At 43.6% G+C, this 24,860-nt stretch carries 19 protein-coding genes; 1 reads left to right on the top strand and 18 read right to left on the bottom strand.

Annotation, left to right across the window (positions count from 1 at the left end; all coding sequences use genetic code 11):
- Nucleotides 1–38 precede the first annotated feature (38 nt).
- From yihA to T546_RS22900, 9 genes are all read right to left on the bottom strand, one after another.
- A complete protein-coding gene (gene yihA, locus T546_RS0105890; RefSeq protein ID WP_026890820.1) occupies nt 39–638 on the bottom strand; it encodes a ribosome biogenesis GTP-binding protein YihA/YsxC in 600 nt (199 codons plus the stop codon).
- 12 nt (nt 639–650) lie between these two features.
- A complete protein-coding gene (gene lon / locus T546_RS0105895; RefSeq protein ID WP_026890821.1) occupies nt 651–2,969 on the bottom strand; it encodes an endopeptidase La in 2,319 nt (772 codons plus the stop codon).
- Nucleotides 2,970–3,046: 77 nt separating this feature from the next.
- Entirely contained in the window at nt 3,047–4,348 is a 1,302-nt protein-coding gene (gene clpX, locus T546_RS0105900) for an ATP-dependent Clp protease ATP-binding subunit ClpX (RefSeq protein ID WP_026890822.1), read from the bottom strand.
- Nucleotides 4,349–4,412: 64 nt separating this feature from the next.
- The gene (clpP, locus tag T546_RS0105905) at nt 4,413–5,000 is read right to left on the bottom strand and encodes an ATP-dependent Clp endopeptidase proteolytic subunit ClpP (RefSeq protein ID WP_024836232.1); all 588 of its coding nucleotides are present in this window, start codon (nt 4,998–5,000) and stop codon (nt 4,413–4,415) included.
- Between the two features lie 81 nt (nt 5,001–5,081).
- The gene (tig, locus tag T546_RS0105910; RefSeq protein WP_026890823.1) at nt 5,082–6,368 is read right to left on the bottom strand and encodes a trigger factor; all 1,287 of its coding nucleotides are present in this window, start codon (nt 6,366–6,368) and stop codon (nt 5,082–5,084) included.
- 110 nt (nt 6,369–6,478) lie between these two features.
- Nucleotides 6,479–9,457: an EAL domain-containing protein gene (locus T546_RS0105915; protein WP_026890824.1), complete on the bottom strand. Its 2,979-nt coding sequence runs from the start codon at nt 9,455–9,457 to the stop codon at nt 6,479–6,481.
- A 3-nt stretch (nt 9,458–9,460) separates the two neighbouring features.
- Nucleotides 9,461–10,906 (bottom strand): extracellular solute-binding protein, encoded by a 1,446-nt coding sequence (locus T546_RS0105920; protein ID WP_026890825.1) that lies wholly within the window; start codon nt 10,904–10,906, stop codon nt 9,461–9,463.
- Between the two features lie 16 nt (nt 10,907–10,922).
- Entirely contained in the window at nt 10,923–11,483 is a 561-nt protein-coding gene (locus T546_RS0105925; RefSeq protein WP_026890826.1) for a DJ-1 family glyoxalase III, read from the bottom strand.
- Nucleotides 11,484–11,497: 14 nt separating this feature from the next.
- Complete coding sequence (locus tag T546_RS22900) at nt 11,498–12,547, bottom strand: substrate-binding domain-containing protein (protein ID WP_034598015.1); 1,050 nt, start codon at nt 12,545–12,547, stop codon at nt 11,498–11,500.
- Between the two features lie 136 nt (nt 12,548–12,683).
- Here T546_RS22900 and T546_RS0105935 point away from each other — a divergent pair, with 136 nt between their 5' ends.
- Nucleotides 12,684–13,136, top strand: a complete 453-nt coding sequence (locus T546_RS0105935; protein WP_026890827.1) for a CYTH domain-containing protein — start codon at nt 12,684–12,686, stop codon at nt 13,134–13,136.
- 95 nt (nt 13,137–13,231) lie between these two features.
- Here T546_RS0105935 and T546_RS0105940 read toward each other — a convergent pair whose 3' ends face one another.
- The 9 genes from T546_RS0105940 to T546_RS0105980 form a co-directional block, all read right to left on the bottom strand.
- A complete protein-coding gene (locus tag T546_RS0105940; RefSeq protein WP_026890828.1) occupies nt 13,232–14,230 on the bottom strand; it encodes a galactose/methyl galactoside ABC transporter permease MglC in 999 nt (332 codons plus the stop codon).
- Complete coding sequence (locus tag T546_RS0105945; RefSeq protein WP_026890829.1) at nt 14,227–15,783, bottom strand: sugar ABC transporter ATP-binding protein; 1,557 nt, start codon at nt 15,781–15,783, stop codon at nt 14,227–14,229. Before T546_RS0105945 ends, T546_RS0105940 begins: the two co-directional genes overlap by 4 nt.
- Nucleotides 15,784–15,937: 154 nt before the next feature.
- Entirely contained in the window at nt 15,938–17,059 is a 1,122-nt protein-coding gene (locus T546_RS0105950) for a galactose ABC transporter substrate-binding protein (protein WP_026890830.1), read from the bottom strand.
- A 194-nt stretch (nt 17,060–17,253) separates the two neighbouring features.
- The gene (locus T546_RS0105955) at nt 17,254–18,276 is read right to left on the bottom strand and encodes a galactose ABC transporter substrate-binding protein (protein WP_026890831.1); all 1,023 of its coding nucleotides are present in this window, start codon (nt 18,274–18,276) and stop codon (nt 17,254–17,256) included.
- A gap of 14 nt (nt 18,277–18,290) precedes the next feature.
- Nucleotides 18,291–19,262: a substrate-binding domain-containing protein gene (locus T546_RS0105960; RefSeq protein WP_026890832.1), complete on the bottom strand. Its 972-nt coding sequence runs from the start codon at nt 19,260–19,262 to the stop codon at nt 18,291–18,293.
- On the bottom strand, nt 19,259–21,031 hold the full coding sequence (locus T546_RS0105965; protein ID WP_026890833.1) for a sensor histidine kinase: 1,773 nt from the start codon (nt 21,029–21,031) through the stop codon (nt 19,259–19,261). The genes T546_RS0105960 and T546_RS0105965 overlap by 4 nt, the downstream gene beginning before the upstream one ends.
- Nucleotides 21,031–22,647: a response regulator gene (locus T546_RS0105970; RefSeq protein WP_026890834.1), complete on the bottom strand. Its 1,617-nt coding sequence runs from the start codon at nt 22,645–22,647 to the stop codon at nt 21,031–21,033. The genes T546_RS0105965 and T546_RS0105970 overlap by 1 nt, the downstream gene beginning before the upstream one ends.
- A 31-nt stretch (nt 22,648–22,678) precedes the next feature.
- Nucleotides 22,679–23,314 carry a precorrin-8X methylmutase gene (locus T546_RS0105975; RefSeq protein ID WP_026890835.1) on the bottom strand — a complete coding sequence of 212 codons (636 nt, stop codon included), beginning with the start codon at nt 23,312–23,314 and terminating at the stop codon, nt 22,679–22,681.
- 17 nt (nt 23,315–23,331) lie between these two features.
- Nucleotides 23,332–24,858 (bottom strand): cobyric acid synthase, encoded by a 1,527-nt coding sequence (locus T546_RS0105980; protein WP_026890836.1) that lies wholly within the window; start codon nt 24,856–24,858, stop codon nt 23,332–23,334.
- Nucleotides 24,859–24,860 lie beyond the last annotated feature (2 nt).

The raw sequence follows: 24,860 nt of genomic DNA on the forward strand, positions 1-24,860 counted from the left end.
AACTCTATGTAATAAATAGGTTCATTATAAAAAGATTTTTATTCCTTGTCAAGACTATTTGCGTAATCTGATATCAGCTCCCAAATTTCATCCCTTCCCTGCTTTGTTTCCGCAGAAAAAGGAATCACAGTTACATCACTTCCGATTCCCAAACCGGTCCTCACTTGCTTAATTGCCTTCTGTACCTGGCTTCTCTTTAATTTGTCCAGTTTTGTGGCGATGATGACTGGCTGATACCCCTGATACACGATCCAGTCATACATGGTCTTATCGTTGACGGAAGGTTCGTGGCGGATATCAATCAATAAGAATACGCACTGGAGCATAGGGGATTTGTGGAGATAATTTTCAATCATCTTTCCCCATTTTGCTTTTACCTCCAGGGCTACCTTTGCATAACCGTATCCTGGAAGATCCACATAATAAAACGCATCATTGATATTGTAAAAATTTATTGTCTGGGTCTTTCCCGGCTGGGAAGATGTCCTGGCAAATGATTTGCGGTTCATCAGAGCATTGATCAAAGAGGATTTTCCTACGTTTGATTTTCCTGCAAAGGCGAATTCCGGCTTAGTATTCTCCGGAAGCGTGCTTGTAATGCCACATACCGTTTCCAGTTCTACGGATTTAATAATCATATGATTTCCTTTCTATTCCTGGAGAAATGCCTCCTGTAAGACCTCTGACATATGCTTGACATACACGATGGTAAGATTCCCGATAATCTCATCTGAAAGCTCCAGAATATCAGGTTTATTCTTAAATGGAACCAGCACGGTCTCCACATGTGCCATACGGGCAGCCAGTATCTTCTCCTTCAGACCACCGATCGGAAGCACACGGCCTCTTAGAGTTATTTCTCCAGTCATGGCCACCTTTGCCTTTACTTTGCGGTTAATGACCGCAGAAAGCATGGCTGTTGCCATGGTGATGCCTGCCGAAGGACCATCCTTTGGAACGGCTCCTTCCGGTATATGAAGATGGATGTCGTGCTTTTCGAAATAATTATCTGCCACCTTATAGTCCGGGCAGACCGAACGCACGTAACTAAGTGCCGTCCGGGCAGATTCCTTCATGACATCTCCCATCTGTCCGGTAAGGGATAAATTTCCTTTTCCAGGCATAACATTGACTTCGATCTGCAGGGTACTTCCTCCAACGCTGGTCCAGGCAAGGCCTCTTACGATTCCCACCTCATCATCCTCATTGACATCTTCAAAGGTTACTTTCTCTTTACCTAAGTATGTTTCAAGATTCAAATCTGTAATCTCGATGGCCTCTTTTTTGTTCTCCAAAAATTGTCTGGCAGCTTTACGGTAAACAGCACCGATTCTTCTCTCCAGCGTTCTGACGCCTGCTTCTCTTGTATAATTGTGAATTATTTTTTCAAGGGCTTTATCTGTAATGGTGACCTGACTCTCTGTCAGCCCATTCTTTTCCCTTTGCTTTCTTACTAAGTAATTCTTAGCAATATGGAATTTTTCATTCTCCGTATAGCTGGTTACTTCAATTAATTCCATACGGTCAAGGAGCGGCCCCGGTATGGTTGTGGTGGTATTGGCCGTAGCAATGAATAAAACATTGGATAAATCAATGGGAAGCTCTATATAATGATCCCGGAACTTTACATTCTGTTCACTGTCAAGGACTTCTAAAAGAGCGGAAGAAGTATCTCCCTTGTAATCTCTGCTGACCTTATCAATTTCGTCCAAAAGCATAAGAGGATTGCTGACTCCTGCCTGTCTTATAGCCTCTGCTATTCTTCCCGGCATAGCACCTACATATGTTTTCCTGTGACCTCTGATCTCAGCTTCGTCCCTGACTCCACCCAGACTGATTCTTACATATTCCTTATTCAGCGCCTTTGCCACAGAGCGGGCGATAGAGGTTTTACCGGTTCCTGGAGGTCCTACCAGACAAACGATAGGGCTTGTTCCTTTTTTTGTCAGCGTACGGACTGCCAGGTATTCAAGAATACGTTCCTTCACTTTTTCAAGACCATAATGGTCCTCATTTAAAATATCTTCGGCATGGGATATGCTGTTGTTATCCTTGGAAACCTTTTTCCAGGGAAGCTCCAAAACAGTCTCTAAGTACATGCGCACTACATTGGCCTCCTGGCTTCCGCCTGGCATCGCCTTAAAGCGCTCGATTTCCTTTTGGATCTTGTCCTTAATCTCCTTGTCAGCCTTTAATGATTTTAACCGCTTGTTGTATTCATCTGCATCGGTAAGAGGATTATCCTCTCCTAACTCTTCCCGGATTACCTTTAACTGTTCCCTTAAAATATAATCCTTCTGATTCTTATCAATTCGCTCTTTTACCTGAGACTGTAATTCCCGTTTTACCTTTGTGACCTCAATTTCAGTCAAAAGATGCTTCATGACAAGAGCATACCTTTCATCCAGCATAATGCTCTCTAATACCTGCTGGCGCACCTGGTAATCCCAGGAAAGCTGTACGGCGATCTGATCCAGAAGCTCTCCTAAATCTGTCAGTATTAAAAGACCAGGGATCACTTCTTTTGCAAGCCTCTGGTTTTCCTTGCCGTATTCTGAAAGCTTATCCTGAACAATCTGCAGCATAGCCTGTTTTGTTACATCATCTATCATCTCATCAAATTCAAATACTGTATCGATTTCTCCCACCAGCATGGGTTCTTCATTCTCAAGAGCCAAAAGCTCTGCACGTTCCAGACCTTCCACCATAACACGGATTACATTGCCAGGCATCTTTACCAGCTGCTTGATAACAGCAATCGTACCGATGGAATGCAATCCCCCGAAATCAGGATTCTCTTCTTCTGAATCCCTCTGGGTGACGAGACACACCTTCTGGTCTCCAACCATTGCTTTTTCTACGGCTGCCGCAGACTTTGGCCGGCTGATATCAAAATGTAACATCATTTTGGGAAGAACCGTCATCCCGCGCAGGGCGATAACTGGCATTGTGATTGTCTTATGCACCATAATGTTCTCTCCTTTGCATTCAAAAAGGTGTTGCAGCAGTTTTCTCGCTGTAACACCTTCCCGACTCATGCAGGGATCTATGCGATCTCGCCTGTTTTATCTTTTCTAAGCTTTTGGGCCAGCGATTTTCTGGGAACTGTCGTATCCCGGAAGATGAGTTCTGGCTCACCTGTCTTATCTACAACTTCTTTGGTAATCTTGCAGATTCCGATGTTGCTGTCGGAAGGAATCTCATACATAAGCTCCATCATGACGCTTTCCATAATGGAACGAAGACCTCTGGCACCGGTTTTTCTTTCTACGGCCAGCTCTGCAATTCTTTCTACCGCGTCCTTGGACAGTTCAAGTTTTACATCGTCAAGTTCAAACAATTTCTGATATTGTTTCACCAGGGCATTCTTTGGCTCTGTTAATATCTTAACCAGTGCTTCCCTGTCTAAAAGCTCCAGGGAAACAGTAATCGGCACACGGCCGATAAACTCTGGAATCAGACCAAACTTCACCAGATCCTGAGGAAGGGTCTTTCTTAAAAGATCATCAATATCTGTCTTATTCTTATCTACGATTTCCGCATTAAAGCCGATGGAACCGGCACTTAAACGGCTTTCAATAATTTTTTCCAGTCCATCAAAGGCTCCGCCGCAGATGAACAAAATATTCGTTGTATTGATCTGTAAAAGTTCCTGATGAGGATGCTTTCTTCCTCCCTGAGGAGGCACACTGGCAACCGTACCTTCCAGGATCTTTAACAGTGCCTGCTGAACACCTTCACCGGATACATCTCTTGTAATGGAGACATTCTCCGATTTCTTTGTTATCTTATCAATCTCATCGATATAGATAATTCCGTATTCCGCTCTGCTTATATCATAATCAGCTGCCTGGATTAATTTCAAAAGAATGTTTTCTACATCCTCTCCCACGTAGCCTGCTTCTGTCAGGGCAGTTGCATCTGCAATGGCAAAAGGAACATTTAACACCTTTGCAAGGGTCTGGGCAAGGTAAGTTTTACCGGAGCCGGTAGGTCCTAACATAAGAATATTGCTCTTTTGCACATCCACATCCAATTTCTTTCTGGATGTGATTCTCTTATAGTGGTTATAGACTGCTACTGACAATACCTTTTTTGCGTTGTCCTGACCAATCACGTAGCTGTCCAGAAATTCTTTGATTTCCTTTGGCTTCATCAGATTGATATCAGCAAAATCAGGTCCTTCTTCTTCATGATTGTCAAATTCTTCTTCCAATATCTCTGCGCATAAATCAATGCACTCATCGCAGATATAAACATTATTGGAACCGGCAATCAATTTCTTTACCTGATCCTGGGTTTTCCCGCAAAAAGAGCATCGGATCTTTTCGTCAGTTCTGACCGGCATACATACACCTCATTCTTTCCTATAGTTACTTATGCTTTAAACATAAAGGTCTGCCCAAAAGGGATTAACGATTGTGGTTGTAAAGTATATCATCTATCAGGCCGTATGCTTTTGCTTCATCCGCAGTCATATAATTGTCACGTTCTGTGTCGCGCTCAATCACTTCGTACGGCTGGCCTGTATTAGCTGCCAGTATATCATTCAAACGCTTTTTAATCTTTAAAATGTTGTCTGCAACGATTCTGATATCCGTCGCCTGTCCCTTGGCTCCGCCTGAAGGCTGATGGATCATTACCTCTGCATTAGGAAGAGCAAATCTCTTTCCTTTTGCTCCGCCAGCTAAGAGGAAAGCACCCATGCTGGCCGCCATACCCATACAAACGGTTGAGACATCACATTTGATGTAATTCATGGTATCATAAATTGCCATACCTGCGGTAACAGAACCGCCAGGACTATTGATATAGAGGTTGATATCCTTATTAGGGTCTTCTGCCTCTAAAAATAACAGCTGTGCCACAATCAGGCTTGCTGATACATCAGAAACTTCTTCACCAAGGAAAATAATTCTCTCCTTAAGAAGTCTGGAATAAATATCGTAAGAACGCTCGCCCTTACTGGTTGATTCAATGACATAAGGTACTAAACTCATCTGTCTTCCTCCTGTCTCTTTTCTTCAAAGCCGAATAGACTCCGGACAAAAAACGTCAGGAATCTATCCGAATGAAACATCTTATACTAATTTTGCTTCCGCAACAAGAAAGTCTACTGCTTCCTGAACTGCAAGATCTTCCTTCATCTGATTGATACCGCTCTCTCCAAGATATTCTTTCACCTGGTCAGCTTCCATCTGGTAAGCTTCTGCCATGCCAGCGATTTCCTTCTCAACAGCTTCATCAGCTACTGTGATGTTCTCAGCCTTAGCAACTGCTTCTAATACAAGTCTGGTCTGGATTCTCTTAAGTGCCTGTGGCTTCATCTGATCCTTTAAGGATTCGATTGTCATGCCTGTAAATTTCATGTACTGGTCAAGAGATAAGCCCTGGCTCTGCATTCTTCTTGCATAGTCGTTCACCATGTTGTTTACCTGGCTTTCGATCATTGGCTCAGGGATCTCCATGGTAGAATTCTCAACAATCTTCTGAACTACATTGTCTTCGTTCTCTGTTGCTGCTTCTTTTTCTTTCTTTTCTGCAAGCTTAACTTTGATGTCATTTTTGTACTCTTCCAGAGTTTCAAACTCAGAAACTTCGCTGGCGAACTCATCTGTTAACTCAGGAAGCTCTTTTTTCTTAATTTCCTTAACGGTAACCTTGAACATAGCTGGCTTTCCGGCTAAATCTGTTGCATGGTACTCATTTGGGAATGTAACATTCACTTCACAAGCTTCACCGATTTTCTTACCGATTAACTGCTCTTCAAATGTATCAATGAAGGAATGGGAACCGATGGTAAGAGGATAATCCTCTCCTTTTCCGCCTTCAAAAGTCTTTCCATCAACAAAACCTTCAAAATCAACGACAGTCTGGTCGCCGTCTTCCACTGCTCTGTCTTCTACAGATACCAGTCTGGAATTCTGCTCCTGAACTCTCTTTAATTCTGCAGCAATGTCTTCCTCAGTCACTTCTGCAGAAGCTTTTGTTACTTCAATTCCTTTATACTCGCCTAAAGTTACATCAGGCTTTACGGCAACGGTAGCGGTATAGATTAAGTTCTGTCCTTTTTCTACCTGTACAATGCTGATCTCTGGTCTGGAAACGATGTCCAGTCCGCTTTCTTCTGCTGCACCTGCATATGTTGCATCAAGAGCTTCGTTTACTGCATCTTCGTATAAAACGCCTGCTCCGTACATCTTTTCAATCATGGCCTGAGGAGCTTTCCCTTTTCTGAAACCTGGGATATTAAATCTGCCCTTATTCTTATTGTAAGCTGCGGTAAGCGCCTTGTCAAACTCCTCAGCCGGCACCTCTACCGTTAACTTTGCCATGTTCTTCTCTAATTTTTCTACTTGTAAACTCATCAATGGGTTCCTCCTTGAAATATATGTGAACCGCCATACCGACAGGGCGTTACACTTCAATTTAGCATTATACCATACTCGTCCCGTAAATTCCAGTATTATTTACGAAATCATAGGGCATTTCCTGAAAACTCCTGCATCTTCTTCACAATGTACGGGTCAAGGGGACGAATCTCCATTTGTGGTCTGGCAATATAGTATCCCTGGAAAAGCTGGACACCACAATCCATTAAAAATTCCAGTTCTTCTGCCGTCTCCACGCCTTCTGCCAGCACCAGGATGCTGTTTTTTTCAGCAAAACCCATTAGATTTTTTAAAATGATCTGGCGGTTGGGGTCCTCATGGATACGCCGGATCAGGCTCATATCCATCTTTACAATATCTGGTTTCATGTGAAGGAGAATGGATTCGCTGTTATATCCGGTGCCAAAGTCGTCGATGGCTGTGAGGCCGCCCCATTCCTTTGCCATTTCCTTTTTGCTCTGCATGAAGTTCTGGCTGGCCGGCTCCCCTTCCGTCATCTCGATTACCACTCTTGACAAGAGCTCTCCATACTGCTCCTCCAGCTCTTTGATTCCTTCTTTTGTCAGACAGACACTGGCGATGGAATTGATAAACAGCTTTTCATCCTTTCCAAGCTGTCCTGCCTCTGCCTCCGCTTTTGCAGCCCTCAATCCGGCAAACCAGGTAAGGATTTCCATCTGCGGCAGCTTTGCCTGGGCTCTGGTTAAGTTAATCACCTCACCAATCCCTTTGATATTGGAAAAATCGGGCCGCATGAGAAGCTCATATCCATAGACAGCTCCTTCTCTTGTGGCAATGGGTTGAAAGGCAAACCGCACTTCCTTTCTATCCAGCAGCCGGTTAAGCTCTTCACTTCCTGTGAGCATATAGGAATTATGCGTATACTCGGATATATCAAATTCCTTAACCACACCTTTTACACTGTGCTTCACCATGTACATGGCAAAGTCTGCATAATTAAACAACGCATCAAAATCAAGTGCATCATCCGGATACCAGGAAAGCCCCCCGGATACCCGTATGGGAAACTGATAGCCGCTCTCCATCTTCAAGGTGAACTTTTTAAGGTGCTTCATAAAATCCCGGACAATCTTTCGGATATCTTCTTTTTTCTGGCCTTTTAAGAATACTACAAATTCATCCCCCGAATATCTGGAAATAATACCTCCATATTCCATAAATTTTTTCAGGCAGTCTGCAAATAGCACAATATAGCGGTCACCCTCGTCATGACCGTAGGTATCATTGATATATTTTAAATTATCAAGATCCCACATAATTACGGCTGCAATCTCGTCTTGTAACCCTTCTATGGCTGCCAGAGCCTTCTCTCGAAACGCTCTGCGGTTATATATTTCTGTTAAAAGATCATAATTTCGTTCCCGCTCGAGCTTTTCTTTCTCCTCTACATTTACTGTTACATCGGTGCAGACTCCAAGAATGGTTCCTTTTTTTGATTCATCCAGAATGATTTCAATCCATCTAAGGCCATCTGGTCCCTCAAGACATTTTAAGATCCGGTCTCCTTTTAATTCTATCTGCCCAAAGGTCTGTCTTAATAAGGGATCGAATTCCTCTGCCCTTATGTAACAATAAGCCTCTTTCATCCTACCCCAGCCAAGCATTTCAAAGAGGGATCTGCTGCAGAAAACTCTTTTTTCTTCCTCCTCGTATTCAAATACTCCAACAAGAACATTGGCATGCTCCAAAATCCCGGACATTTTATAGGAGGCCCGGTCCACATCCCGGTTTAACAGTTCAATGGTTTCTGATAATTCGTCGATTTCCTTTACATGGACCCGCTCTAAAGACAATCCGCGGCTCCCTGATTTTCTTCTCAATTCCTCCACCAGTCTGCGAATAGGCTCTGTCATGATTCTTCCTATCATATATGCTCCCAGTAAGCTGAAAAGCAGCGGGACCAGCATGGAGCTAAAAAGCATGCGTCTAACGGCATTATAAAAGGACAGAAGATCCTTCTGCCTCGCCATGCCCACCATTACCCACTCGTTGTCTCCATACATTCCGTCTGTTCCATAAATATTAAGCTTATTTACGCTGGCATACCATTCGGTGCCTTCCGGTGATTTTAAGGTACTGATATTTTCCTTATGGTTGTATTCATATTCAATTTTTGTATTCTCATTGAAATACTGATTATAGAGATATCCCGATTCCGCAACGGGAATGATGGTATTGGTTCCTTTTTCCCGTAGACCAAGGAGCCAGCATTCATTAAAGCTGCCATTAATCTGCTCCTGTGAAAGAATCTGTTCCAGCTGGTTTACCGTCATCTCAAGTCCGCAGACCCCTATAATCGTACCATCTTTCAGAATAACAGGGGCAGAATAGGTAATGACCTCCGTATCTTTGGGACTTAGCCGAAAGGGTGAACTTAAATAAGCATACCTCATGGTATCCTTCTTTTTTCCCTTATACTTTATCGCCGCATCATAAGGCTTTTGATAAAAATCAGCCGTTCCTTTTCCTCCTGTATTTAAAAATCCCAGTTCCCAGAAAGAATCCAATGGAATATTGTATTTTTCAGCCAGTGAGGGCAATCCCCGTTCCATTAAAAGAGAGGAATTGTCATTTAGATATCCTCCCGGATTGGAATTCCGGATATAGAAGCCTGCTTTCATCTCTGCCGGGCTTTTCATAGCCGCTGGCCCGTTTAATACCATAAAGACACCAGTCGCATTGCTTAAATGGAGCATTTCAATAGACTTTTCCATTATGGTATCAACGATTTCACGGTTTAAGTCATAATCTGAAAATATGGCCTCCGGCTCTCGTTGTTCTTTTTTAAGTATTTCCTCGATCTCTTCTGACATAAATCCGGAATTATTGAGCATCACCAACCAATGGTGCATGGTTTCCTTCTCAAATCCGGTCATGGTATTTTGTGTGTTTTCTGTCAGTATGTTTATTTCGTTCTTCTTTAGCTTGATGGAAACCCCGCCGAATAAAACAGTTCCGGCAATGACCGCTGCCTGTAATACCAGAAGAATAAGCAACGGTCCAAGCAGCTGGGTACGAATGGATTCACTTTTCTTTTTTTTCATGACTTATTCTCCGATGATCGTCTCCAGCTGCTTTTTGGTGTTCTCATACCATTGTTCAAAATTATCATCTGAGAGAAAAGCAGAAACCGCATTCTCCCTGGCCATTCCCTGTTCCATAAGCGCGCTTACCTTTTCATAATCTTCTTTTGCTTTACTGCTCATGGAAGTTTGCAGGATCTCCCTTGCTTTATCTCCGCCTTTAAAAGGTTTTGAAGTGTAGAGCCGGTATCGATTGGCTGTATCCAGTCCAATAAGCAGATTTTGTGATGCCGGGCTTGCTTTCCCTGATTCCTCCAGAAACGGCTTTAGAATCTCCTGGGTTCCTGATACCTTTTTTACAGGAAGATAGCCGGAGCCTATGGAAAATTCCATGTTATTTTCCACACGTGTAAACCACTTTAAAAATACAGTTGCTGCATATTCCCTTTTTTCTTCGGAACGAAATACCATCATACCAGCTCCCTGGGAAACGGCAGAGGGAATCGTACCCTCGAAATTAGGCAGAGAATAGAGCTTGCTTTCAATGGAATAGCTGGTCCCATCATCTAAGGTAACGGAAGAAGGAAAATAAGAAATTCCACTGGTTGCTCCCACATACGCCGCAAGTTTTCCAGTCTTAACATCGTCGCTCCTGAATTTGCCATAGGAACCAAAATATCCATTGACATAAGGTACGTAATAGTTATCCCAAAGCTTTCTCATGGTCTCTTTATGAAAATCCAAGGCTGTCTTGCCGTTCTCTGTCTGAAAGATTTCATGGCCAAGCTGCATGCTTCCAATAATTATGTAATTAGCGAAGGCATCTCTACCGAAAAATGCCTTTCCATCATCCGGTGTACTTGTGAGACTGTCTGTCCACTTATAGTAGGCCTCGGCCACCCGTGTAATGCCTTCCCAGCTTGAGAATGCCGCTTCCGTCACTCCTGTTGCCTCTGCAAACTTTTCCCAATCGGTCTGATTCACCGCAAGAATTTCCGTTGACTTCGCAATGGGGAATACTTTTATGGCATCGCTGCCATCTATTTTCCCCTCTTCCATATAGGCGTCTACGTATTCTGAGATTTCTTCCGGTGTCAGATATGGGCTTAAGTCCGCCGCAAGTCCCATCTGGTCGATCTCATATACCTTATCTCCATAGGCTGAAAATACATCAGGAAGTGGATCAGAACCAATTTTCTTATCTATGCTTTCATTGATCAGATTGCTTAATTCGTCTATGCTTCCTTTATTAAATGCTTTTACAATGATCCCCTGCTTCCGGCCCTCATTTTCATTGAAGGAGCGAATCAGCTTATCAAATTCTTCTTTCTGTACGCCATTATAGTAATGCCATACGGTAATGCTGATGGGATTTTCCTCTGAAAGCCCGTAGGGGCCCTTTTTTTCACAGCCTGTTAAAAGGCTTAAGAAGGCAGCCATCATAAAGGGCAGCATCCATGTTTTTTTCATACTTTAACCCACCCTGTCACATAGGAACCTGATCGTACTGGATTGCCTCCTTGATTCTTCTTGCTTCTTCTTCACTTGATAGATATTTTAATAGCTCAATCCCTAAGTCAAGGGCATAACCAAGTCCTCTCGCTGTTGTAATGGTTCCGTCTGTAACCACACCCTGGCTGGTATGTCTGGCACCTGTAAGCTCGCTTTCAAATCCTGGGAAGCAGGTCGCACTTTTCCCTTCTAAAAGGCCAAGCTTTCCTAATACACTGGGAGCTGCACAGATTGCAGCGATTCTTACATTTTTCTCATACGCTTCTTTCAGTAACTCTAAAAGGCCTTCATGGGCTCCTAAATTTTTAGTTCCCGGCATTCCTCCCGGAAGAAACAGTAAATCAGCATCAGAAAACTCCGCTTCTGAAAACTCTAAATCTGCCTGAAGCTTTACCTTATGAGAGGTAACAACGTCCCTGGTTCCCATGACTGATACCAGCTTTACATCCTGTCCTCCGCGAATCAATACATCCGTAACTGCCAATAATTCAACTTCTTCTGACCCATCTGCCAAAAATGCATATACTTTACCCATAGTAATCCTCTCCTTTACTCTTCAAATTTATTGACTGTTGTAATTTTTATATAGTCTACCAGATACTTTGTTTCTGCCTCTTCGCCACTTATCATCTGAATCAGGGTATCCGCTGCCAATTTTGCCTGGCCCTCATGATCGTTTAAAACAGTTCCCTGGATATCGCCTGCTTTTATCGCCTGAACGGTCTCCAAAAGTGCGTCCACTCCTACCAGATAAATATCTTTTCCCGGTTGATAGCCCGCTTCCTTAGCTGCTTCCATGGCGCCCATGGCAATGGCATCGTTTCCGCAGAACATGACCTCTATCTGTTTCCCATATTGAGAAAAAGCTTCCTGTGCCTGCTTCTTTCCTGTCTCCATGCTCCAGTCGCCGTTTGCTGTATAGAGGGTTTCTGTCTTTATGCCCCCTTTTACAAGAGCCTTAATGGCATATTCCGAACGGTAATCGCTGTCTTCATTGCCAGGCTCTCCCTTTAACAGAACACAGGATACCACTCCATCTTTATTGATATCTCCTTTTTGAGGAGTTTCTAATATAATCTCACCCTGATAGGTGCCGGCCTGCCTGGAATCGGTCCCCACACTGGATATTGCCATCTGGTTGCTTTTCCACCTCTGCTGCTCCGCCTCGTTAGGTACCCGGTTTATAAATACCAACGGAATCTTAGCCTGACTTGCCGCATCTGCCAGCTGCCCTGCCACTGAGGTATTGACTGGATTTACAATAATTCCCTGACAGCCATCTGCAATAAACTGGCTCACCTGCTGGTTCTGGATATCCTGATTGCCGCCTGCATTGCGCATAATTACCTCTGCATGATACGTCTCTTCCAGATACTGTTTTAACTCTGCACGATACAGCTTCATAAAGGTGTCATCATAACGATATATGCTCACACCAATCTTAGGTCCTTTTTCTTCCAGAACCTGGCCGCTCTCTGTTTCTTTCGCCTGGGTTTCCTTCACTTCATTTTGTTTCTTGGAAAAAGTGCAGCCATGAAGCAGGAAAATGGTTCCTGCGATGAAAAAGGCTGTCAATATCCCTTTTTTTGACCACTTCATCTCTTTCTTTCTCCTGGATTTTACTGTATTTCTCATATTACCACGTTTTTCTTGATTTTGCCACATACTTCTATTTTTTATCCAATTGTGTTATACTAACACCATTCGGCATAAAACAAGCTTTAGGAGGCCTTTCATGGAAATAGAACGAAAATATTTAATCTCCGATCTCCCGGAGGGAGCTACTGACTATCCTTATCATCTCATTGAGCAGGGATACCTTTCCACAGAGCCAGTGGTCCGTGTAAGAAGAGAGGATGACAGCTATTATCTCACCTATAAATCAAAAGGGCTTTTAGAGAGAGAGGAATATAACCTTCCTCTGACTAAGGATTCCTACGATCACTTGATTCTAAAGGCAGACGGGCATATCCTTACGAAAAAAAGATACTTGATTCCAGTAGAGGATTCTGATTCTCTGACGATTGAGCTGGATATCTTTGAGGGACGGTTTGAAGGGCTTATGCTTGCAGAAGTAGAGTTTGAGAGCCGGGAAGAGGCAGAGGCCTTTGCTGCACCGGAATGGTTCGGCGAAGATGTAACATTTTCCGGCGAGTATCAAAACAGCCGTTTAAGCAGGCTGGCATAAAGAAACCGAAGCGAAGGCAGAATAAATTAATATTCTACACCTTCGCTTCGGTTCTTTTTCTGACTATGCAGACGAAAGTCTTCCTGCCATTTGTATTATTTCTTAGCGATATATTTTCTGATATCAAGAGCGATTGCTACTACGATTACAATACCCTGTGCAATGTACTGGTAGTTGGTATCCACGCCAAGGTACTGGAGACATGTTTTTAATATCTCAAATACCAATACACCAATGAGAACGCCGGATACTTTACCAATACCACCGTTAACGGAAACACCACCGATGGTACAGGCGGCAATTGCCTCCAGCTCCCAGCCCATACCCATGTTTACAGAGGAACCGCCTGATTTGGCACCTACAAGAAATCCTCCCAGTGCATAAAGAACGGCTGCTGTTACATAAATGATGATCTTGGTCTTATTGGTATTTACACCGGAAACCTCTGCTGCCTGCTCATTTCCGCCAATGGCATACATATATTTTCCGTGAGGAGTCTTGTTATAAACAAACCAGATAATAAGACCAATCGCCAGGGCGATTAAAAATAAATAAGGAATCACACCAAAAAGTCTTCCTTTTGCCACCTCAGTATAAGCCGGGCGGTAGCCTCCGATTGGTGTTGCATTGGTATACACAAGGCACGCACCGTATACAATTAACTGCATACCCAGAGTTCCGATAAAGGCCGGTACCTTAAGGTATGAAATAACAAGGCCATTGATCAATCCGAAAATGGCACAGACAGCGATACAGATTAAAAGCACTACAAAGACCCACCAGATCCCAAAATCAGGAAGATTCGGGAAGAATTTTCCGCTGTATCCTGGTTTTTGGAGCAGAGTACCTGCAAGACAGGCAGAAAGTCCTACAATACGTCCTGCGGAAAGGTCTGTACCTCTGGTGATCAGACAGCCTGAGATACCGCAGGCAATGATGAACCGAGGTGCAACATTCAGTGCTATATTCTTCAAGTTATCTGGTGATGCAAAAGCTGGCTGCTTGATTGCCGTAAATATGGCCAGCAGGATGAGGACAACGATGATTCCATTATTAATAAGGAAATCCTTCATATTAACCTTCTTAGCTGTCATGACTTAACCTCCTGAGTGGAACTTTCTCCTATTTTATCGTTTAGATCAAATTTTGTGGCAAACGCCATAATCTTCTCCTGGGTTGCCTCCTCATCTTCTACTTCTCCTGTTATACGTCCGCTGCACATAACAATGATTCGGTTTGACATGCCAATGAGTTCAGGCATTTCAGAGGATATCATAATAATGGATTTTCCCTGCTTCACTAAATCCACCATAATTTGATAAATTTCAAACTTAGCGCCGATGTCAATTCCTCTGGTCGGTTCATCCATGATGAGAATGTCCGGATTATTGGCCAGCCATCTGGCTATAATTACCTTCTGCTGATTTCCGCCTGAAAGGGATTGAATCTGTGTTCTGTCATTGGGCGTTTTTATACTCAGCCTGGAAATGCTGTCTTTTACTACCGTTCCTACCTTTTTACTGTTAATAACACCTGCTTTTGTATAATTCCGGTAGGAGGAGATTGCCGTATTGTCAGAAATACTCAGGCATCCGAAGATTCCGTTTCCCCTTCGGTCTTCGGTTATCATCCCAACGGAATTATTAATAGCATCCTGTGGGTGCTTGATTGATACTTTCTCCCCAAGGATTTCAATATCTCCGGAAGCGATGTTTCGCATCCCAAAGATAGCCTCCATAAGCTCGGTCCTCTGAGCTCCAACCAGCCCTCCAAAGCCTAATATCTCGCCACGCCTTAACTCAAAGGAACAATCCTGAAAGGAACGCTTGTGAATGCTTGACAAATGGCTTACCTTTAATAACACTTCATCCGTTCTGTAATCATCCTTTGGCGGATAAACATTACCAAGCTCACGTCCTACCATCTGTTTTACAATGTCTTCATCTGTAATGTCCTTAACTTCCCAGGAGCCCACGTAAGTGCCATCCCGCATGATGGTGATATCATCAGCAATCTGCCTGATTTCTGCCATCTTATGGCTGATATATATCATAGAAACTCCCCTGGATTTTAATTCTTTTATAATCCGAAAGAGGGCTTCTACTTCGTTATCAGTCAGAGAAGAAGTCGGCTCATCCAGAATCACGAGTTTCGCATTCTGGCTTACTGCTTTCGCAATCTCTACTGACTGCATTTGTCCGATTGAAAGAGTTCCCAGCTTCGCTTTGGGATTAAACTCCATTTTAACATCCTTAAGCCACTTCTCTGCTTCTGCATTCATAAGTTTGTGATCCACAATCTTTAATGGACCAAATTTTATGAGAGGATATCTTCCCAGATACATGTTCTCTGCAATGGAACGCGCCGGAACCGGCTGCAGCTCCTGATGTACCATGGCAAGTCCTTTGTGCAAGGCATCATCGGGGTTTGCAATATCCACTTTGTTGCCGTCGATGAAGACTTCACCTTCATCCATGTTATAGATGCCAAAAAGGCATTTCATAAGGGTTGATTTGCCTGCTCCGTTCTCCCCCATCAAGGCGTGAACGGTACCGGGACGTACTTTTAAGTTAATCTTATCAAGTGCCTTGACTCCGGGAAAGGTTTTACTGACTCCAACCATTTCCAGTCTATACTGCTCTGCCATCCCGTTTCTCCTTTCATTACGTTTCATTATTATTGCCCATGCTTTCTGGGCATCCAGGTATACCCGTAGGGTGTTTCATTATTATAAGGGTGTTCCTATTATCTTTAAAAATCGGGTGTGCCTTACCGACACACCCGATATTCAGCTTTTTAAATTATTTTAATTTATCTAAGATATCCTGAGCATTTCCTTTGGTAACCTTGATATAGTCAACCATGTTTACGTTTTCAACAGCTTCGCCTTTTAAGAACTTAGCAGCCATATCGCTTGCTGTCTTAGCCTGAGAGAAGTGATCGTTGAATACAGTACCGGTCTGCTTGCCGTCGATTACGTTCTGAACTGCTTCTGTTAACGCATCAACACCAACCAAATAGATATCTTTATCTACGGTGCGGCCTGCTGCCTCGATTGCCTGTAAAGCGCCAAGTGCCATAGCATCGTTGTTGCAGAAGATAACTTCGATCTGGTCACCGTACTGTGTTAAGGCATCCTGTGCGATCTGCTGTGCTTTTGCCTGATCCCAGTCACCGCGCTGCTTTAAGAGTTCCTTTACTTTCATACCGGACTCTGTAAGAGCTTTCACAGAAAACTCTGTTCTGTACTGTGCATCAACGTTCTCTGGGTCACCCTGAATCATAATATAGTTAATAACGCCATCGCCGTTGATATCACCTTTGTTGGAGGTTTCAAGAATTTCTTCTCCCTGATAGGTACCGGACTGTCTTGCGTCACATCCTACGTAGGTTGCATTGATTTTCTCATCTTTCCATCTCTGTTCTTCTTCTGTATCAGGCTCACGGTTAATGTATACAACTGGAATTCCCGCTTCTTTACACATGTTGGTGATTTCTGGAGCGGAGGAAGCCTGAACAAGGTTTAAGATCAGTACATCATACTTCTGTGTGATGAAGTTCTGAATCTGATTGGTCTGCTCTGCCTGATCACCCTTACCATCCTGAATAACTACATTCTCCTTTTTAAAGCCAAGATCCTCTGTCAGATAGCGCTGAAGCTCTGTTCTGTAAAGAGTCATAAAGTTATCGTCGAACTTGTAGATAGAAATACCCACTTTCTTATCTGCTAAGTCTCCGCCTACTGCGTCCTTCACTGCCTTTGCAGTGGTCTCTGCTGCGCTGCCATCCTCTTTTTTGGTCTCAGCTGCAGTGGTAGCTTCTGGTGCTGCCGTAGTTCCTTTGGCTCCTGAACCGCATCCTGCCATGGAAAATACCATTGCTGATGCAAGGCCAACTGCTAATACTTTTTTAAGTAATCTCATGAAAAATCCTCCCTTTACATTATAAAATGAGCGTATCGATGTAAGCACTTTGCTTTATCAACACGCTCATTATATAGTTTTTTTGTGCACTTTTCCATAAGATATTATTGGGTCATATATCGAATTTTTTAGATTATCTATATTTTTATAAAAAATTTTTTTATTTTTGTGACTCACAGACAAAGCACCGTTCTTTATTGCTGGTAAACCGCTTTCTGACCACAGTCATAATATTTGCCATCACGAAGAGCTACCTTATCCTGTACATTTTCTCCTAAGGATTCTGCTGCTGCAATTTCAAATATGACCTTTGCATATTCCTCGCCGTCACACTGAACGGTTCCGAATATTTTACCGGTACGAAGCCCCTCTATGCCCTGGGGAGTGCCGTCGATCCCTACGATCTTAATTTGCTTTTTGATGTTATTTCTCTCCAGGGCATCTGATGCTCCAAGAGCCATATCATCATTGTTACAGATCACCACCTCAATCTGGTCCGGGTATTCGGTAAGCCACTGTTCCATCCAGGCGGAGGCCTGACTTCTGTCCCAACTGGCTATGGCGCCAGTGATCTTCTCCAGGGGTACTCCCCCGTTTTTTAGAGTCTGTATGGACCATTCTGTACGGATCAGGGCATCCTGATGGCTGCTCTCCCCCTCTAAAAGAACGTAGCTTACTTTTCCATCTCCATTTAGATCAAGAGAAGCCGGATTTTTTTTATAAGCCTCCACCAGTATATTTCCCTGCAAGACAGCAGTTTCCTTTGCATCCACTCCCACATAGTAAAGCTTCTCCCACCGCCTCATATCCTCTTCTACCGGCTCTCTGTTAAAAAATACCACAGGCAGATTGGCATCCATTGTCTTATTTATAATATTGGACGCCATGGAGCGGTCTACCACATTAACGCAGATGGCATTATAGCCAAGGGAAATAAAACGGTCAACCTGACTGTTCTGTGTATTTTGATTTCCCTTGGCATCTACGACTTCCATAACTACCTTAACTCCGGTCCTCTTTTCGTATTCCTTTGCCTGGTCCTCTAAATTGGAACGCAGCATATTGATAAATGAGTCATCCCCCCGGTAAAGTGCTACACCAATGCGAATGGCTTTTTTATCGTCTGTTTCTCCCGCTTTAAAATTCTTATAAGAAACCCCTGCCAAAATCAAAAGTATTACAAGTGCTGCTGCTATGATCCCATGAATTTTTCTCATATACCTTCCCCCATTTAATCAATCGGATATAAGATTTTTTCCAACTTGCTTTCCCGCAGGTTGGATTTGTTAATATAATAGGATTCCAAAACAATCTGGTCTCTTTCCTGTCTTTTGTGGAGCGCATCCACTGCCTTCTCAATGCTGGTATAGCCTGCATCAAACTGATTGCTTGCAATAAGCCCTTTTATGATTCCATTATCCAGCTGCTTTAATAGCTTCGTGGTACTGCCTACTCCATAAAGTCCTGCAATATAATTACCATAGACCGGACTTCCGGCGATGATGGTTGCCGCTTCATCAAGACTCTCCACGTCAATGGCTGCGATAACAGCCTCTTTGCTGTCTGGATATACGGTTTCTTCTATGACCTTTCGAAAGGTTTCGTTCTCCTTCTTTTCATACAGACCAACAGAAAATCCAGAATCTTTAAGAACGGCAGTCAGTCCGTCGTACACTTCTCTGTTATATCCATAATCCAGCCCTTCTGTAAAAATCCACACCGGAAGAGAAGTGGAATGTTCCGATGCAATGGCTTGCCCCAGCTTTTTCCCCTCCTCTTCATAATTAAGGGAAACGCTGCTGCGTACAAGTTCATTGGGGAAGAGATTTCCAAGTACAATAACCGGGCTGTTAAGAACCATGTTATCCAGGGCCTTAGCACATGCCTCTGGTTTGGCTGGTGCCAAAATGACTGCTGCCGCACCATCATCCATCTCTCTTTTTAACAGCTCCATCTGCTGAATGTCATCCCCTTTTTCAAAAAGTGTGATAAAGCTGACATCTACGTTATATTCTTCTGCCGCCTTATCCACGCCCTTTCTGAAATTTGCATAATATTCGTCGCTGGTATCACTGATAATAATGGAAACCGGATAAATATCTGTTTTCTTTTCTTTAATGATCAGATCCGTGGAGGACAAAAGAAACAGGACAACCAGCAGTAATGCCATAAAACTCCATAGTAATTTTTCCTGTTTTGTCATACTCTTTTTTCCTTTTCTGAAACAGACCCATAAGAAACGGCAGGCAGGTGAATGGTAATGGTGGTTCCTTCGTCTGGCTCAGAGTTTATAATAAGGCCATATGCTTCCCCAAAATAAAGCTTAATCCGTTCGTTCACATTCTTTACGCCGATCCCGGAGCCCTTTTTAGAGGTGCTGTGAGACTGTCCGGTAAATAAGCTTTCCACCTGTTCCTCTGTCATGCCCAGTCCATTATCCTTTACGATAAAATAAAGCTCTTCTCCCCGGCAAAAGACCTCTAAATAGATCTCTCCCTCTCCATCCATAAACTCCATGCCATGATAGATGGCATTTTCCACAAGAGGCTGCAGCATGAGTTTTAAGCTGGTCAGCTCCAGACATTCTTCCTCTACATGGATTTCATAAGAGAATTTATTTTTAAACCGCATGTGCTGGATCATCAAATAATTCCTTACGTGCTCAAGCTCGTCCCGGACGGTAATTATGCTTTTTCCTTTGCTTAAGCTGATGCGGAAAAACCTGGCCAGGGCGGTTACCGCTTTCACCGCTTCATTTTTTTGTTCGTTTTCGATCATCCATACTATGATGTCAAGGGTATTGTATAAGAAATGAGGATTGATCTGAGATTGGAGCGTGTCAAATTCCTGCTTACGTTTGGCTTCATGCTCGGAAACAATGTCATCCATAAGGACGCGGATCTGCTTTGCCATGTTTTTAATGGAATTTCCTAAATGCTGGATTTCGTAGGAACCTCCAATTAAAACAGGGGTGTCCAAATTTCCTTCTTCCAGCATTCCTACGGATTTTTCTAGCTCTTTGATCGGATTCGTGATACGTGATGAGATGTAAGAGTTTATTACGGCAAGTACGGATAAAATTAAGGTGATTAAAAAGACAATGAAAAGTCTTGTTTTAATGGAATTTAAGGATACTACATTTTTGGGAGTCACTCCGATGACCTTCCAGCCAGTATAACCAATTGATTTGACCGTTATGATCCTCTCTTTCCCCTCCAGCTCCTCTCTGTGGTTTCCATCCTTATAGGTGGCAGCCGCCAGATTGCTTTCTTTTAAACGGCCGGAGTCAATGAGCTGCATATTGGGGTGATAAAGAATCTGACCGTCACTGCTTATGAGATAGACGTAGCCGTCCTTACCAGTGGTTACCCCGTCAAAAAGATGTTCCAGGCTGGAGTAGCTTAAGTCCACAAGCAATACACCCTGGGTGGTGGAGGTTCCTTCCGTAAGCTCTACGGCTCTTGATAGGGAAATCACCCATCGGTACTGATTTTCATTGCTGTCAAAAATGTACTGGACATGAGGATAGGAGAAATGCTGGTTCTCCGTTTTATCCAGTGCATTCATGAACCAGTGCTCCTCTGTCACCTTAAGGCCATTTTTAAGCCTGGCCGCAGGCACTGCCTCTACCATGGAGCCAGTCTGGGTAAAAAGGGCAATATTATCCACATTGTCCTTGTTGTTGTCATATAGCAGGGTGATTTCATTATTTATGGATTCGGAAGAAATGTCTGCATTTTTAACGGCACCATAATAAAGGGAATCCGACAGCTTCATGACCGTTCGCAGATAAGATTCCACAGACCTTGCCACCTGGTTGATCAGGCTCTGATTTTCAGCCATTACCTTTTCCGTCACCTGGCCGGTGAGACGCTGGTATAGGGAAAAGGTGATTAAAAGGCTGGCAGCCAGAGCTGTCACGGTAAAATATACAAATATGGTATAGCGAATGCTGTTATATTTTTTCTCCATTACCTGGCTCCGCGATATCTGGTGGGTGATACACCGAATTTTTTCTTAAATACATAGCTGAAATAATTCTGTTCCTGGTATCCTACCTTGGAAGCAATGATGTAGGTCTTATCATCTGTTTTGTTTAAAAGCTCTACCGCCTTATTAAGCCTTACGTCCGTAAGGTAAGCGATATAAGCCTGTCCGGTCTCCTTTTTAAATACAGTGGAAAAGTAAGCCGGGCTCATATGAAGATGGCGGCAGATCATCTCTACCGACAAATCCGGATTCTGGTAGTTATCCAGGATATACTGTTTTGCCTCCTGGATGACCTGTCTGGTGGTCATATCACGTTCCTGATTGATGAGATGGTTTAGCTTGCCTGCAATCCTAAGGAGCCACTGACCAAATTCCTCTATCTTTTTCAGCTTATCAAACAGGACCATGGACTCCAGCTCTTCCCCCATAATATCCTCAAGAGCCAGGTCATACTGCTGCATCATCTGAATGATGCTGTTAAAGATGCCGATCATGTAGACCTGCTGCTGACGAAAATGGACCTTAGCTGTTTTCATCTTCTCCATAATATTCTTTACAGAAGATTCAATCTTTTCTTCCGGTCCAAATTTGATGGCAGAGATCAGCTCTCCTTCTGTCAAGCTGTCAAATTCCAGTTTTCCGGAGCCCACAGGTTCCATATCATTGATATATATGGTACTGCCATTTCCTGCGATGGCCTTGTAGCCAAGGGCATCTACCGCAGATTGGTATGCCTTTGGAATCCCTGAAATATCTTCACAGCTATGGCCGATGCCAATGGTGACGGGAACCTTTAAGATACGTTTCGTTTCTTTGCAGATATCCCCAAGGACATCGGTCAAGCCAGTAATGGAATTATCCTCATCAAGAGCGGTAATCACCACCATATCTGCTTCTGAGGCAGACTGAAACAGGGCGAACCGACAGTATCCCTCCAGCTTCTCCCTTACAATCTGCATGACAGATATGGGAATCAGCTCTTCCTCGCTATGAAGAGAAAGAGACTCTACGACATCTCCTTCTTCTACATCAATGGCTGCCAGCATCCATTTTCTCGCTCCCAGAATGGGAATATCGTATTCCCTTAGCTTCTGTTCCGCCAGGTCTTTTTTTAGATTTTTATGGACCAGCTCATTGAAAAACTGTTCCCGAATAATAGGAAGGCTTTTTCGGTATTTGTCCCTTAAACGGCTTAGATTTCGTTTTTCTTCAATCTCGAAATCCAGATTTTCTTTAATCCGTTTTAAAATGGAGGTCAGCTCCTCCACATTGACCGGTTTTAAAATATACTCGGATACATTCAGCTTGATCGCCCTTTGGGCATATTCAAAATCATCATACCCGGAAAAAATCACCACCTTCATGGAAGGATAGCGCTGTCTGACCTTTTCTGCCAGTTGAAGCCCATCCATGTAAGGCATACGGATGTCAGTCAAAACTACATCCGGCTCCAGCATCTCTATTTTTTCCATGGCATCTTCCCCATTTTCCGCATCCCCAACTACGTGGAATCCAGCAGCCTGCCATTCAATTTTCTTTATAATGCTTTTGCGTACCTCTTCTTCATCGTCCACTAAAATAATGCTGTATAAATCCATACTATCGTACCCCTCATAAGAAACATCCTGATTATTTTACCTGATATAACAAGGCGTTCACTATGGCTGCTGCCACATTGCTTCCACCCTTTCTTCCTCTGGCCACAATGTAGGGGATTCCCTCAAGAGAGAGAATCATCTCTTTTGACTGCACTACATTGACAAATCCTACAGGAACTCCTATGATCAGTCTCGGACGGATCTTACCTTCTTTTATCAGCTCATGAAGCCGTACCAGGGCTGTTGGTGCATTTCCAATGGCGAAAATACATTCCCCAGGAAGCTTGGAAGCCTTGTCCATGCTTGCGCAGGCTCTGGTAGTATTATGCTCCTTTGCATATTCTGCCACATCCTCATCTGCCATAAAACAGTCTACGGTGCAGTTAAGTCTTTTTAAAGCTGCTTTATTAATTCCAGCTTTCCCCATATTGGTATCCGTAATAATAGAGACGCCTTCTTTTATCGCTTTTAGCGCAAGTTCCACGGCATGAGGGGAAAAAATCAGATTATCCGCATACTCAAAATCGGCTGAGGTGTGGATGACTCGTTTGATTACCAGCTCATTTTCAGGGTCCAGCTTTTTTTCGCCCAGCTCTTCTGTAATGATTTCAAAGCTTCTCTTTTCTATCTCTTCCGGCAGCACTCGCTCTAATTCGTATTGTTTCATCGATTCCTCCGTTGTTGTCATTTGTTCATAGTTAACCCCATGATACGGTAGATTGCTTCCATATCAAGGCTTTCTCTCAGCATGTCTGCCAGACGTTCATATTGCTCTTCCTTATAATCCTGGTAGGATATCCCCTCAACCTCACCGGAGATTCCTTTCATTCTCATAAGCCCTTCAACCACAGCTTCTCCGATTCCTTCTTTATCAAAGATGCCATGGATATAGGTTCCGTATACATTCCCCCTCTGACATCCGTCCATCTTTGCTAAATGGGAGCCGGACTGGCTTTCCATTACATAGGAAAGAGGCGGCACTGCCCGCACCGTTTCCCCCATATGTATCTCATAACCTTCCATATTTCTGCCGGATAACCCTGCCAGTACACCATCTACACTTGCAAAGGCTCCCGTCACTCTGGTTCTGGTTTTTTCTTTTTCAAATACGGTCCTTACAGGTAAAAGTTCCATTCCCCGAATCTGCTGGGAAGCAGACGCTGTCTCCACTCCATGAGGGTCTGAAAGGCTTTCCCCCAGCATCTGGAACCCACCGCAGATACCAAACACGGGAATGCCCTCTGCTTCCAGCTTAAGGATAGCGGCTTCCAACCCATTTTGCCGCATCCAGAGAAGATCTTCCACGGTATTTTTACTTCCCGGCAGGATTACCATATCAGGACTTCCAAGGTCCTTCGCCCGTTCCACATACCGAAGCTGTACCTCAGGCATAATGGAAAACACCTGAAAATCTGTGAAATTGGATATTCTGGGAAACCGGATCACTGCGATTTCGGCTTTTGTGTGCTCCGTCCGCTCGGTTCCTTCCAGATGGGTTCCAAGGCTGTCTTCATCTTCTATATCCACCTTCATGTAAGGCACCACACCTGCCACCGGTATGTGAAGCTTATCTTCAATCATCTGCAGCCCTGGATCCAAGATGGTTTTATCTCCACGGAACTTGTTGACCACCAATCCGGCGATTCGCGCCTTTTCTTCCGGTTCTAACAGCATAACAGTTCCATAAAGCTGGGCAAATACGCCTCCCCGGTCAATGTCTCCTACCAAAAGGACAGGAGCATCAGCCATCTTAGCCATTCCCATATTTACTATATCATCCTGCTTTAAATTAATCTCAGCCGGGCTTCCCGCACCTTCTATCACAATGATATCATACTCATTAGAAAGCTTGTCAAAGGCTTTTTGAATCTGGGGAACCAGTTCTTTCTTATATGCAAAATACTCTTTTGCAGGCATATTCCCGATGGAAATGCCATTTACAATCACCTGAGAGCCTACGTCATTGGTAGGTTTTAGGAGAATGGGATTCATGGCCGCATCCGGTTTTACTCCCGCTGCCTCTGCCTGGACCACCTGGGCACGCCCCATCTCCAGGCCATCTTCCGTGATATAGGAATTGAGAGCCATGTTCTGGGATTTAAAGGGCGCTACCCGGAAGCCATCCTGTTTAAAGATACGGCATAGACCTGCAACGATCAGGCTTTTTCCTGCATTTGACATGGTTCCCTGTATCATAATCGTTTTTGCCATTC

This window comes from [Clostridium] aerotolerans DSM 5434, assembly GCF_000687555.1.
Taxonomy (GTDB): domain Bacteria; phylum Bacillota; class Clostridia; order Lachnospirales; family Lachnospiraceae; genus Lacrimispora; species Lacrimispora aerotolerans.